Origin of the sequence: Bacteroides sp. 51 (assembly GCF_010500965.1) — a bacterium.
In the GTDB taxonomy this organism is placed as follows: Bacteria; Bacteroidota; Bacteroidia; order Bacteroidales; family Bacteroidaceae; genus Bacteroides.
Genome location: NZ_QVMI01000004.1, coordinates 170,632 through 185,694 on the forward strand (window position 1 = coordinate 170,632; position 15,063 = coordinate 185,694).

9 protein-coding genes are annotated in these 15,063 nt (G+C 49.0%); all 9 read left to right on the forward strand.

Features of this window, described 5'->3' with window-relative positions; genetic code table 11:
- Positions 1-83 precede the first annotated feature (83 nt).
- The 9 genes from D0T87_RS05430 (at position 84) to araA (ending at position 15,061) form a co-directional block, all read left to right on the forward strand.
- Positions 84-3,293, forward strand: coding sequence for a TonB-dependent receptor (locus tag D0T87_RS05430; RefSeq protein ID WP_163173588.1), 3,210 nt, complete (start codon positions 84-86; stop codon positions 3,291-3,293).
- Positions 3,294-3,318: 25 nt separating this feature from the next.
- A complete protein-coding gene (locus D0T87_RS05435) occupies positions 3,319-5,076 on the forward strand; it encodes a RagB/SusD family nutrient uptake outer membrane protein (protein WP_163173589.1) in 1,758 nt (585 codons plus the stop codon).
- Positions 5,077-5,102: 26 nt separating this feature from the next.
- Entirely contained in the window at positions 5,103-6,878 is a 1,776-nt protein-coding gene (locus D0T87_RS05440) for a bacterial Ig-like domain-containing protein (RefSeq protein ID WP_163173591.1), read from the forward strand.
- 20 nt (positions 6,879-6,898) lie between these two features.
- Complete coding sequence (locus D0T87_RS05445; RefSeq protein WP_163173593.1) at positions 6,899-8,812, forward strand: arabinan endo-1,5-alpha-L-arabinosidase; 1,914 nt, start codon at positions 6,899-6,901, stop codon at positions 8,810-8,812.
- A gap of 230 nt (positions 8,813-9,042) precedes the next feature.
- Positions 9,043-10,182 (forward strand): aldose epimerase family protein, encoded by a 1,140-nt coding sequence (locus tag D0T87_RS05450; protein WP_163173595.1) that lies wholly within the window; start codon positions 9,043-9,045, stop codon positions 10,180-10,182.
- Between the two features lie 24 nt (positions 10,183-10,206).
- Positions 10,207-11,895 carry a sodium:solute symporter gene (locus tag D0T87_RS05455; RefSeq protein ID WP_163173597.1) on the forward strand — a complete coding sequence of 563 codons (1,689 nt, stop codon included), beginning with the start codon at positions 10,207-10,209 and terminating at the stop codon, positions 11,893-11,895.
- A gap of 1 nt (position 11,896) precedes the next feature.
- Positions 11,897-12,574, forward strand: coding sequence for an NUDIX domain-containing protein (locus D0T87_RS05460; RefSeq protein ID WP_163173599.1), 678 nt, complete (start codon positions 11,897-11,899; stop codon positions 12,572-12,574).
- Positions 12,575-12,590: 16 nt separating this feature from the next.
- The gene (locus D0T87_RS05465; protein ID WP_163173601.1) at positions 12,591-13,277 is read left to right on the forward strand and encodes an L-ribulose-5-phosphate 4-epimerase; all 687 of its coding nucleotides are present in this window, start codon (positions 12,591-12,593) and stop codon (positions 13,275-13,277) included.
- 281 nt (positions 13,278-13,558) lie between these two features.
- Positions 13,559-15,061: an L-arabinose isomerase gene (gene araA, locus D0T87_RS05470; RefSeq protein WP_163173603.1), complete on the forward strand. Its 1,503-nt coding sequence runs from the start codon at positions 13,559-13,561 to the stop codon at positions 15,059-15,061.
- Positions 15,062-15,063 lie beyond the last annotated feature (2 nt).

Here is a 15,063-nt window from a genome sequence, read left to right on the forward strand (position 1 = left end):
TATGAAATCTGTAACCCAACCATCTCCGGTAGGGTTAATTACAATTCTAATCCATCAAATTAACAACCTTAATACTTTTAAAGATGAGGAAACATTTATTCTTTTCCGTAATGCTTAGCCTGTGTACCTTCGGCGGCATGGCGGTATATTCTACACCTGCAATGGCTACCGTGGCACAATCTCCTACTGTCCAGGTTCGTGGCCAGGTAGTCGACGAACAAGGCGAACCCATGATAGGGGCTACCGTTAAAATTAAAGACGGACAAGGCGGAACCATTACCGACATGGACGGAAACTTCCAATTGGAGGTTCCCGGAAACGCTGTTCTTTTGATAAGCTATGTGGGGTACAAGGAACGCGAAGTGGCCGTTCGCAATCGTGCCATCATTGAAACCATCCAGTTGGAATCCGACAGCAAGATGCTTGACCAAGTGGTGGTCGTGGGTTACGGTACGCAGAAGAAGTCCGACTTAACCGGTTCTGTTGCCGTAGTAGATGCGGAAGCCTTGAAACAGACATCAAACTCCAACATCTCCACCATGCTCGAAGGTAAGGTTCCCGGCGTGCAAGTCACCTCCGACGGGCAGCCCGGTGCCGACCCTACCGTCCGCATCCGTGGGGTCGGGTCTTTCGGCAGCACCGCTCCGCTGTATGTGATTGATGGGGTGCCGATGGGAACGACCATCCGCGATTTCTCTTCGAACGATATTGAAACCATCCAGGTATTGAAGGATGCTTCGGCGGCTGCTATTTATGGTTCGCGCGCGGCGAATGGGGTGATTATCATCACAACCAAACGCGGGCAAAAAGACCAACCGCTGAAGGTAGACTACACTGGATACTTCGGCGTGGATAATATTCCCAGTAACGTTTATGATGTAATGAATGCCGACCAATACAGTCAGTACCTCGGTCAATCGGCGGCAAACTCCAACACGCCGTTGCCATCGGGATATACATTGAACAGCGCAACCGGAAAATATCAATTCCAGGACGACACCAACACCAACTGGTTTGAAGAAGTGTTCAAAACGGGCATCCGCCAGAACCACAACGTGAACCTCTCCGGAGGGGGTGCCAATAACACCTATAATGTATCATTAGATTATTTCAACCAGAAAGGGACGCTCGAAGGTGCCGGTCCTAACTACGAACGTTATACAGCGCGTGTGAACAATACGATGGATACGAAATTTATCAAGTTCCAGACGAGCTTGGTTTACTCGCACTCGAATCAGGACAACATGGGCTTGTCGAATGCTTCCGAATACGTTCAGGGTTTGTATGGCGACGTAACCAACGTATTGCGCGGTACCTTGCTCATGCAGCCCACCATCAAGGCATACGACGAGTCAACATGGGTACTCGATAACCTGGTAGGAATAGCCAACAACTACAATTATGACGCTTACGGCTATGGCGTTTATTACGATACCATACATGGCGACATCTCCGCTTCCAACCCGTTGCTGGTAAATCACCTGCTGGAACGCAACACCCGCGTGGACCGCTTCGTGGGAACCGGCTCGGCCGATGTGGATCTGCTCAAAATGGTTGGCGTCGATAGCAAAAATCATAAGCTCAACTATAAGGTGAACCTCTCTTACAGCAAAACCCACGCCAAGGACCATACCTGGATACCTGCATGGGTGCAAAGTAACCGTGTGTACCTGGCCAAAAGCAACGAACGGCTTACCAAAAAGACACGCACTTACTCGGACGCGCTGATTGAGAATGTACTTACTTACGACGGTACGATAGGCAATCACCACATCAACGTAGTGGCAGGACAGACGTATCAGGAGGAAAACACCGACGAGCTGACCGGATGGGGTATCAACTTCACCGAGCCTTACTTCCTACAGCTCCAGAATGCGGCCAGCACATATTCTGAAAGCTACGAGTACAAGCACGCCATCACGTCGTTCATTGGGCGCGTTAATTATAATTACGATGACCGCTACCTGCTCTCGGCCACCGTGCGCCGCGATGGTAGCTCGCGCCTGACACGGAGCATCCGTTGGGGCACCTTCCCCTCCGTATCTGCCGGATGGCGCTTCGACAAAGAGAAATTCTTCCCCTTCGATACCAATACGGTAAATATGTTCAAGGTTCGCGGTAGTTATGGTGAACTCGGTAACGAGAATATCGGTGAGTATATGTATCAGGCGGTGATGTCGCGCAACAACATGACGTACAATTTCAATGGTACCGTAGTAACCGGTTCTGCCGTTTCCACGTTCGTAGACAATAACCTGGCATGGGAGAAAAAGAAGACCTACAATGTGGGTATCGACCTCGCCTTGTTCCGCAACCGCCTGGAGTTTACGGCCGAGTGGTACAAGAATAGCAGCGAAGACTTGTTGTATGCCGTTCCTGTTCCCGAGCAAGCCGGTGTGTCTAATACTACTGTTACAATGAATGCCGCCTCGATGAACAACTCCGGTTTTGAGTTCTCGGCTACCTACCGCAACCGCGACAACGCCTTCAAGTATGAAATTTCGGGCAACCTCAGCACGTTGCGCAACCGTGTCACTTCGTTAGGTTTTGGTACCGACTCTTACATCTCCGGGGCTTACATTACCAATGTGGGCCAGGAAATAGGTCAGTTCTACGGCTGGGTGTATGAGGGTATTGCCCGCACGCAGGCAGACCTGGACAGCCATGCCACGCAAGAGGGTGCCCAGATTGGCGACTGTCTTTATAAAGATGTAAGCGGACCGGACGGTGTGCCCGACGGTAAAATTGATGCCAACGACCAGGTGGTGTTGGGCAGCGGTATGCCGAAGATTAATTTCGGCCTCAGTGCCCGCTTTGAATACAAGCGTTTCGACCTGAGCATCGCTACGTTCGGCGCGCTGAAATATCACGTCAGCGACGACATCTACAACTCGCTTAACTCTGCCTACGGCTGGGGAAACAAAGAGGTGGGCATGCTCGATGCCAACCGCTGGAGCGAGGACGGTAGCACTTACCTCTCCAACGTGCCACGCACGTATGTGACCAACAGTGCCAGCCTGGGTTGGAACGACCTTTTCAGCGAGCGCAAAATTCAGAACGCAGCCTACTGGAAGATTGCCAATATAGAGTTGGGCTACAACTTCCCCGACCAGTGGTTCGGCAAATACGTATCTAATGTACGCCTGTACGTGTCGGCACAGAATCTACACACATTCACCGGCTATCACGGTTATAATGTTGACTATGCGGGAGGAACGTTCACTCCGGGATACAACTTCTGTTCTTATCCTACCGCACGTACATTCATGTGTGGCGCTCATTTTACATTCTAATCGTCAATACCTAAAAACATATTTTATGAAACTATATAAATATTCACTTGCCCTCATTTTGGGAATGAGTACGCTGTTTTCTTGCAGCGACAAGCTGGATTTGTTGAATCCCAACCAGCAAACCTCAAGTACTTTCGGCTATAATGCCGATGATTTGGAGGAATCGGTGATTGCCGCCTACAACCACATCCGTATGGAGGGTTCTTACGCCCGTGTGGGCTACACCATCGACGTGTGCCGTGGAGATGAAGCCTGGAACTCGTCGCAAGTATGGTATATGCCTTTCGATGATTTGAATGCTGAGGTTACTTCGGACATTACGTGGTGGCCCTGGCGGGAATGGTACTACACCATCAACGTGTGTAACTTCGCCATTTCGCGTTGCGATGAAGATAACAGCCAGCTCACGGAAAAGATGAAACGCATCAAGGGGCAGGTGCTTTTCATGCGCGGACTGTCGTACTACAACCTGGTGGGTTATTACCAGAATCCGCCGCTGATTACGGATTACGCCTCCTACTCCACGCTCGAAGGGCTTTACGGGGGAAACAGTACCTACGATGACGTACTGGATCAGGTAGAAAAAGATTTCAAAGAAGCGATGGAACTGCTTCCTTCGCGCGACGAAGGCGGCGAGTGGGCTGGCGGACGTGTTACCTGTGGTGCTGCGGCAGGCTATTATGCCCGCGCCCTGATGATGCGCCAAAAATTCAGCGAGGCACTCCCGGTATTGAAAGACATCATCGGTAAGAAGTACGGCACGTACAGCCTGATGAAGAACTATGGAGATAACTTCCGCGAAGGTTCTGCCTACGAGAACAACGCTGAAAGCCTCTTCGAAGTGCAATACCTCGACTATGGATCGCAAGGCACGGACGACGAATGGACGCCGGTGAACACCAGCCCCAATGCCACACAAGGTTCGGCCGTTGAGAGCAACTTCGCTCCCGGCAACTATGGCGGTTGGGCAGATATCTCGGCTTCGCCCTGGCTCTATCATCTTTTCAGAGAAGAGCGCACTACGAACGGTACACTCGACCCGCGTCTGTATTGGACCATCGGAACCTACGAACCCGACTGGGCAGATTTCGAATATGGTAATGTAGCTTATACGCAAAAACTTACGGCCACCGACAATATCGTGACCAACAACATTTACGGCGGTCTGCCCATTGCCAAATTCACCAACCTCCGTACCGGTCTGTACAGTACCGTGGTTACAGGTTTGCGCTGTGGTATCAACCTGCGTCTGATGCGCTATTCCGATGTATTGCTGCGTGCCGCCGAATGCGAAAACGAAGTCAACGGCCCCACACGGCAGGCTATCGACTGGATTAACGAGGTGCGAGGCCGCGCCAATCTGGCCGACCTGGAACTCGCGGACTTCAACAACGCCGACAAGCTCTTCGAGCAGATCGCCAACGTGGAACGTCCCAAGGAGTTCGGCTGCGAATTCGGCCGGGGCTTCGACCTCATCCGCTGGGGTTTCTTCTACAACAGCGGTCGCCTGCAACAGCTTAAGGAGCATGGCACCGTTCGCCGCTCTACCGAGGGAACAAAGAATCCGGTGAGCTACAGCGACGTAGCAACCGACTCTGAGTTGAAGAGCACGTACGATACCTTCTTGCCCGGACACGAATTCCTGCCCATTGTGCAGCAGTTGATGAACAACAACCCCAACCTGAAAGGTAATTCCGCTAACTATAGCACGGATAACTCCACTTATTTCAGCGGCAACGGTTGGAAAGTGCGTCCGGTTGTAGATTTAAGCAGTAGATACTAAAACAATAACTCTTTAAATTTAAGACAATGAGATTACTCAAAAGAATAACATACGCTTGCTGTACCGTAACCTTGGGGTTGCTGGCACTGACAGGCTGCGAGGGTGGCGAAATTTACGACGTAAACGCCCCCGACTGGATTTCGGATAAGATACAGGAAATTGAAGATTCGAAGAAACCACCCGAAGAGGAAGAGCTTGAAGGCATGCAGGAAGATGTGTACACCTTCGGAAATACGGATTACACTTCCGGCTTTTGGTCTGCCTTCTCCAAGTATTACGTTATACCCGACGGCGAGAAGTGGAATGCGGTGTTCAACCTCCACATCAATCCGGCCGACAATACGTATTACAAGAACTTTGCCCTTATCATCACCAACGATGTAGACCGTGGCGGTACAGGATATACCGAATACGGAGCCATCCGCTTCGACGTCACCGGTAGCCCTGAGACTTACAATTCCCAGTGGGGCGATCATATCAACTTCCAATACATCTCGGGCACGTTGCTTCTCGATCCCGTTGATAATGCAGACGCTAACATACAGCGCCTGGGCGGCAAGATAACCCTCACCGTGGATCGCACCAGCGCGAGCGCTTTCAACGTAAAGATGACCAACAGCGAAGCCACCAAGACCTACGCGCAACCCTACAAGGAAGAAAATCTGAACGCAGATGCGAGCAACACCAACATCCGCTGCTTCCTGGTTCCCGAAGGTTCTTACATCAACTTCCAGCAGACCAACATCGTTCCTATCGGTGGGCTGACTTCTGCCGAAGACAAAAATCCGGTATCCATGGTACTGCAAGATGTGCCCGATCAGGTCAGCCTGGGTACTTCGCTCGAGGATGCCATGGCCAACGTCACCGCCATCGTTACCTTTGAAGAGGGAGTGACCAAAACCGTACCGGCTTCCGAACTCTATTTCTCTGCCATCCCCGACATGGAGCAACTGGGCGTGAAAACGCTTGTAGCCATCTACAACAAGACCTTTAAGGGTGAGAATTGCGATCAACCGGTTGTGGCTAATGCTACTTTTGAAGTCATGGAAATGATGGTATCCATCGAGGTGACTACCCCACCCTCGAACACGCAGTACTATTATTATACCTCGGCTGCCACCCAGACTTTGGCAGACCGGACAATGGCCTTCGACCCAACAGGCATGGTGGTTACAGCAACTTACGCCAGCGGAAGCTCAAGAACCTTCGATAACGCGAAACTCAACTTCTCTGCCGTTCCTGCGAAGACCGGTCAGCAGACCGTTACCATTACCGCCGAAGAAGGAGTCACCGCAACAGTAAGCGTTGCCGTATCCGAGTCAACAGCTTCTGCCGTGACCAACACAGCCAATATGGTAGGAGCCGCAGATAACTCAACGGGCTGGTGGGGAGCTTTCTCAGACGACTTCAAGGTACCTGTGGGCGAAACAAAGTCTATCACCTTCACCAACTACAGCAGTCAGGCCGGCAACTGGAACAACTTTGTTGTGGTTCTCCGCAAAGCCGATCTTGCCGAATATGCAGTGGTTCGCGCCGACAACTTTGGATGGGGCGACGGATATGCTGCCTGCCTCCCCAACGGAACACAAGGCGACTGGGCCCCCTGGCTTGCCGGTATGAATGGAGCCAAAGTCACAGTTTATGTAACCAACTGCGCCAATGGCACCGCCGACGTTCAGGCAGTGATGGAGGGTACAACAGGTACCACCTCTACGCAGTACTATTTAGGTATCAACACAGTGGATTCCAACGACCTGAACTTCGCATTGACGGTGGATGGTTGTCATCTGGTGTTTAATTAACTTAAAAACTTACCAATCCAATGAAGAAACCAACATTCCTCTTAATATCCCTATTTACGGTCCTCGCCTTCGCGGCCTGCTCCGATGGGCTGGACAATATCGAATACGATAGAACCAGCGATGTAGTTGTAGCCACCCCCCAGGTGGCCGCAACTACCAGCACCTCACTGACCGTCACTTCGTCAGTCACCGGCAATCTGAATAACGTAGTCATGAAGGGTTTCTGCTATAGCGTAAACGCCCAGACCCCCACCATCAAAGACAACATTGTAGAAGCAGACGAGAATTTCAGTGCCACCATCACCGGCCTGTCGGGCAGCACCTCATACTATATCCGTGCTTATGCCTACGGTAACAGCCGTTACACCTACTCGGATGTGCTCACGGCAACTACAGAAAGCCTAAGCCTTAATGAACAGCTCGAAAACTACGTGGCCCCCACATATGAAGATAACTACACCGGCATTGCCGGTTGGGACCAACGCAGTAAATGGAACCTGGCCAACGTGCACGACCCTTCGGTAATGAAAGCCGACGATGGCTATTATTATATGTATCAGACCGATGCATCTTACGGAAACGCTCATGATGGGCACGGACATTTCCACGGCCGTCGTTCCAAAGACCTCGTAAACTGGGAATACCTGGGTGGCACCATGACCGATACGCCAAGCTGGATCAAAACCAAACTGAATGAATACCGTGCTACGCAAGGGCTTGATCCGATAGAGAATCCAAGTTATGGCTATTGGGCGCCCGTAGCCCGTAAAGTATCCAGCGGAAAATACCGTATGTACTACTCCGTTGTTATTGATAACTATATCAAAACAGGAGCAACAAATACGACTGCAAACTTCGATAACTCCTGGACCGAACGCGCCTTTATCGGCCTGATGGAAACCAGCGACCCAGCCGGTAACGTTTGGGAAGACAAAGGTTTCGTAGTATGTTCTTCCTCAGACAGAGGCATGAACGAATGGACGCGTACTTCGACAGGCGACTGGAGCGGATATTTCAAATGGAACGCCATCGACCCTTCGTACATTATTACCAATAACAACGAACATTGGCTCATTTACGGCTCATGGCACAGTGGTATCGCGGCTCTGCAACTAGACGCCTCGACCGGTAAGCCACTTAGCGAACTAGGTGTACCCTGGGATATTACCGAGGAATCGACCTACGGAAAACTCATCTACAAACGCGGAGCCACCAGCCGCTGGCAAGGTTCGGAAGCTCCAGAAGTTATTTACAACCCGGAAACCGGATACTTCTACTTATTTATGGCTTACGACGGACTGGCTGTGCCATACAACACCCGCGTTGCCCGTGCCGAAAGCATCACCGGACCTTATTATGGCATTAACGGAGCCGACATTACCACCAGCAATGAAATCCTCCCGATAGTAACCCATCCTTATAAATTCAACAACAGCTATGGATGGGTAGGCATCGCGCATTGCGCTGTGTTTGACGACGGCAACGGCAACTGGTATTATGCTTCGCAAGGCCGCCTACCTGAAAACATCAGTGGAATTAATGCCAGTAATGCCGTGATGATGGGACACATACGCTCCATACAATGGAACTCTCAAGGCTGGCCGGTCGTAATGCCCGAACGATACGGAGCTGTTCCTAAAGTAGCCATTACGGAAGATGAACTGGTAGGCAACTGGGAACACATCGACCTGTCCTATTCCTATGGAAAGCAGAAGGAATCGAGCAACATGACCCTCGCCGCCGATCATACCATTACAGCCGGTACCTGGAAAGGGGGAACCTGGAGCTTCGATGCAGAAAAACAAATACTGACTGCCAACGGCGTGGAATTGTGTCTGCAACGTGAAGTCGACTGGGAAGCCCAACCCAGAACCCACACCATTGTGTATGCCGGATATACGACTTCAAAGACGTATTGGGGAAAGAAGTGGTAATTGAACAAAAAACCGTCTTGTAGGGGCGGTTCGCGAACCGCCCGAAAATGGTTTCCTGTATATTGGGCGGTTCACGAACCGCCCTTACATCTTATCTTCTTCTCTTTTTTATACTTTATGCTATACAACATACACGATAAGTGTACAACCTACACCAATAAGTGTTACTTTTACACTCAAATCAAATTAAGTACCTCATTTACATTAACTATTCAATAACCAAGGAAAACATGAAAAAGCTGTTATTACCACTTGGATTTGCTGCCCTGATGCTCTCATCATGCGCCAACAAGCCACAGGCAGAGCTTACATTGTCCGGTTTGAATCCGGCCGATTTTAAAACCGAAGTAAACAACCAACCGGTCAGTCTCTACACATTGAAAAACAAAGCAGGCATGGAAGTATGTATCACCAACTTCGGTGCCCGTATCGTATCTATTATGGTACCCAACAGAAACGGCGAAATGAAAGACGTTGTACTTGGGTTTGATAACATCAACGACTATATTAATGTACCCAGCGATTTCGGCGCAGCCATCGGCCGTTACGCCAATCGCATTAAAGACGGTAAGTTCGAACTGGACGGAGAAACCATTCAACTGCCTCAGAACAACTTCGGCCACAGCCTGCACGGAGGTCCCCAGGGCTGGCAATACCAGGTGTACGAAGCCAAGCCCATCAACGGAACAGCCATTGCCATGACCCGTACCTCTCCCGACGGAGATGCCAACTACCCGGGCAATGTCGTGGCCACAGTGACCTATACACTGACCGAAGACAATGCCATTGAGATTAAATACGAAGCAACTACCGATAAGAAAACGATCATCAACATGACCAACCATTCTTATTTCAACCTTTCGGGCGATGCTTCAAAACCCGTCACAGACGATATCCTTTACATCAATGCCGACAACTTCACCCCGGTAGACAGTACGTTTATGACGACAGGCGAAATCCTTTCGGTGGCCGAAACTCCGATGAACTTCACTACGCCTAAGGCAATCGGCGCCGAAATCAATAACTACGATTACGAGCAACTGAAAAACGGTAATGGCTACGACCATAACTGGGTATTGAATACAAACGGCGATGCAAAACAACTTGCAGCCAAAGTAACCTCGCCCGAAAGCGGTATCTCAGTCGAAGTTTATACCAACGAGCCGGGCATCCAGGTATACACCGGAAACTTCCTCGACGGAACCGTTACAGGTAAAAAAGACATCGTATACAACCAACGCACAGGCATCTGCCTGGAAGTCCAGCACTACCCCGACAGTCCGAACAAACCCGACTGGCCATCGGTAGTCCTTGAACCGGGACAGACGTACAACAGCGTATGTATCTATAAGTTTACAGTAGAAAAATAATATTAACTCTTAAATTGATTTATTATGCAATCACTCGACTGGATTGTCATTGGAGTCTTTTGCCTGGCTCTTATCGGAATTATAGTATGGGTAGTTAAGCAAAAGCAAAACGACTCGGCAGATTATTTCTTAGGCGGACGTGATGCCACATGGATTGCCATTGGTGCTTCTATCTTCGCATCCAATATCGGTTCGGAACACTTAATCGGACTTGCCGGCGCCGGCGCATCAAGCGGTATGGCTATGGCACACTGGGAAATTCAGGGATGGATGATCCTTATTCTGGGTTGGGTATTCGTACCTTTCTACACCCGAAGCATGGTGTACACGATGCCCGAATTCCTTGAGCGACGTTATAATCCACAATCAAGAACGATCCTTTCGGTTATCTCCTTAGTAAGCTATGTATTAACCAAAGTTGCCGTAACGGTTTACGCCGGTGGTCTTGTGTTCCAACAAGTATTCGGTATCGACACACTCTGGGGAATTGACTTCTTCTGGATCGCCGCAATCGGGCTGGTATTAATCACGGCTGTATATACAATCTTCGGTGGTATGAAGTCGGTACTTTATACTTCGGTTCTGCAAACCCCTATCCTATTATTAGGTTCGTTGATCATCCTTGTGTTAGGTTTGAAAGAACTTGGCGGCTGGGACGAAATGATCCGTATTTGTGGTGGCGTTACCGTGAATGAATATGGCGACAGCATGAGCAACCTGATCCGTAGCAACAACGACCCTAACTTCCCTTGGTTGGGAGCTTTGATCGGTTCGGCTATTATCGGTTTCTGGTACTGGTGTACCGACCAATACATCGTACAGCGTGTGCTTTCCGGAAAAGATCAGACTCAAGCCCGCCGGGGTACCATCTTCGGTGCATACCTGAAACTTCTTCCTGTATTCCTGTTCCTTATTCCCGGTATGATTGCATTCGCATTGCACCAGAAAGGTCTTGAAACCGGAGGATTCCTTCCAATGCTATCGGACGGTGTAACAGCAAACGCTGACGCCGCCTTCCCAACGCTGGTAGCCAAATTGCTTCCGGCTGGTGTTAAAGGTCTGGTAGTATGTGGTATCCTTGCCGCTTTGATGAGTTCATTGGCTTCGCTATTCAATTCGTCGGCTATGCTGTTTACCATCGACTTCTACAAACGCTTCAAACCAAATACACCGGAGAAGAAACTGGTAGGCATCGGTCAGGCTGCAACAGTGGTAATCGTTGTTCTTGGTATCCTTTGGATTCCTATCATGCGTAGCGTAGGTGATGTGCTTTATACATACCTGCAAGACGTACAGTCTGTACTTGCTCCGGGCATCGCGGCTGCGTTCCTGCTGGGTATTTGCTGGAAACGTACTTCTGCTAAAGGGGGCATGTGGGGCTTACTTTCAGGTATGATTATTGGTTTGACCCGCCTGGGAGCTAAAGTTTACTACAGTAACGTTGAAGCTGCCGACTCGCTGTTCAAGTATGTATTCTACGATCTGAACTGGTTGTTCTTCTGCGGATGGATGTTCCTGTTCTGTATCATTGTCGTAATCGTTGTCAGCCTTGCCACAGAAGCTCCGTCGGCAGCAAAAATACAAGGACTTGTATTCGGTACCGCAACCCCGGAACAAAAAGCCGAAACCCGCGCAAGCTGGAACAAATGGGATGTTATCCACACCGTAATCATCCTGGGCATCACAGCCGCCTTCTACATCTATTTCTGGTGATATGAACAACTATTATAGCCATCACCCCAAGTTTTACGTTGGTATCGACTGTATTATCTTCGGTTTCAACGATGGAGAATTAAACTTGCTTTTACTCAAGCGTAATTTTCAACCGGCTATGGGCGAATGGTCTCTCATGGGAGGTTTTACTCAAGAGAACGAAAGCACAGATGATGCCGCCAAACGCGTTCTCCACGACCTGACAGGGCTGGACAATGTATATATGGAACAAGTCGGCGCTTTTGGTGAAGTCAGTCGCGATCCGGGCGAACGCGTAGTATCTATTGCCTACTACGCCCTGATCAACATTGATGAGTACGACCGTAAATTAGTGCAACAGCACAATGCATTCTGGGTTAACGTAAATGAACTTCCTCCACTTATTTTCGACCATTCTATTATGGTCGAAAAGGCGCGGAAGCTCATGCAACAGAAAGCCTCAACCAAACCTATCGGGTTTAACCTGCTGCCTAAGTTATTCACCCTATCACAGCTACAAAGTCTGTACGAAGCCATTTATGGTGAAGAAATAGACAAACGGAATTTCCGTAAACGCGTAGCCGAGATGGACTATATCGAAAAAACCGAAAAGATTGATAAACAAGGTTCTAAACGAGGTGCCGCTTTGTACCAATTTAACAATAAGGCATATCGCAAGGACCCGAAATTTAAATTATAACAACTGCGAAATTTATATGTTAGAAGCATTAAAAGAAGAAGTATTCAAAGCTAACCTCGACCTGGTTAAACATGGCTTGGTGATATTCACCTGGGGAAACGTATCGGCTATCGATCGGGAATCCGGATTGGTGGTCATCAAACCGAGTGGAGTTTCTTACGATGATATGAAAGCGGAAGACATGGTTGTGGTAGATTTAGATGGTAATGTGGTGGAAGGTAAACTGAAACCATCATCAGATACAGCTACTCACCTTGTGCTCTATAAAGCCTTTCCCGAAATTGGTGGTGTAGTGCACACACACTCTACCTATGCTACGGCATGGGCACAGGCTGGTCTTGACATACCTAATATAGGAACCACGCATGCCGATTATTTCCACGATGCCATTCCCTGCACAGCAGATATGACCAAAGAGGAAGTAGAAGGAGCATATGAACTGGAAACCGGCAATGTAATCGTTGCCCGTTTCGAAGGAATGAACCCCGTTCATACTCCGGGGGTATTAGTCAAAAACCACGGCCCTTTCTCCTGGGGCAAGGACGCGCACGACGCGGTTCACAATGCAGTAGTGATGGAACAGGTAGCAAAAATGGCAAGCATAGCTTATGCAGCCAATCCAAACCTGACCATGAACCCTCTTTTAATAGAGAAACATTTTAGCCGTAAGCACGGACCAAATGCCTATTACGGACAGCGGTAAGGTACCGCTTCCAGGCTTCTATGCAGATAAAACGTAGTAAGATTAAGTAGTAAGGAACCTGCCCAAAACTGCTCATTTTGTACGACTACTTACTACTTAATTCTCACTACCGTTCAAAGAAAAGAAATAGTTTACCTGTAGGGGCAGGCCTTGTGTCTGCCCTGACGCCGCAAGGTGTATCATTAGTTTCACCATTCCCCGTCAAGGGCGGACACAAGGCCCGCCCCTACAGCAAATCATTAACATCAAAACCCAATAATAACACTAAAATAACGAATAGTATGTTTGAAAATTATGAAGTATGGTTCGTAACAGGAGCACAGCTCTTGTACGGAGGTGACGCAGTAATCGCTGTAGATGCACACTCTAATGAAATGGTTAAAGGACTGAACGATTCGGGAAGACTTCCTGTAAAAGTAGTATATAAAGGCACAGCAAACTCATCTAAAGAAGTTACCGCTGTTATGAAAGCAGCCAATAATGATGAGAAATGTATCGGTATTATCACCTGGATGCACACCTTCTCGCCCGCTAAAATGTGGATTCACGGCTTGCAGGCACTAAACAAACCATTGTGCCACTTCCATACACAGTTCAACAAAGAAATTCCCTGGGACACCATGAACATGGACTTCATGAACCTGAACCAATCGGCTCATGGCGACCGTGAATTCGGACATATCACTGCCCGTTTGCGTAAACCCCGCAAAATCGTTGTAGGTCACTGGCAAGATGCTGCGGCACAAGATAAGATTGCGGTTTGGATGCGCGTATCAGCCGCTTGGGCAGATGCTCAGGATATGCTTATCATTCGTTTTGGCGACCAGATGAACAACGTTGCCGTAACAGACGGTGATAAAGTAGAAGCAGAAATGCGTCTGGGTTACCACGTAGACTACTGCCCCGTAAATGATCTGATGGAGTACTACAAAGCAGTTACAGACGAAGACGTAAAGGCAATGGTAGCAGAATACTTTACCATGTACGACCACTCTCCTGAACTGGAAGAAGAAGGCACCGAAGCATATACCAAAGTATGGAATTCAGCTAAGGCAGAAATCGCTATCCGTCGCATACTGAAAGACACCGGAGCGAAAGGATTCACCTCCAACTTTAACGACTTAGGTTTGATGGATCAGATTCCAGGTCTTGCCAGCCAACGCCTGATGGCCGAAGGCTACGGATTCGGAGGCGAAGGCGACTGGAAAACAGCAGCCCTATACCGTACCATGTGGTTCATGGGACAAGGCTTGCCCAAAGGTTGCTCCTTCCTGGAAGACTACACCTTGCATTTCGACGGAGAAAAGAGCGCCATTCTTCAGGCACATATGCTCGAAATTTGCCCATTAATCTCTGCTGAGAAGCCTAAATTGGAAGTACACCGCCTGAGCATTGGTATTGACAGCGAAACTGCCCGTCTGGTATTTACGTCTAAAGAAGGCGAAGGTATCGCTGCCACTATCGTCGACCTGGGCAACCGTTTCCGTATGATCGTAAATAAAGTAGATTGTATCAAGAGCAAAGCCCTTCCAAAACTTCCTGTGGCTTCGGCATTGTGGATTCCCCGTCCAAACCTGGAAGTAGGTGCAGGCGCATGGATTCTGGCAGGTGGTACACACCACACCAGCTTCTCTTACGACCTTACCGTAGAATATATGGAAGATTACGCTGAGATTGCAGGCATCGAAATGGTAGTTATCGACGAAAACACTACAATGCCCGAATTCAAGAAAGAACTTCGCATGAACGAGGTGTATTATATGTTGAATAAAGCGTTGAATTAATT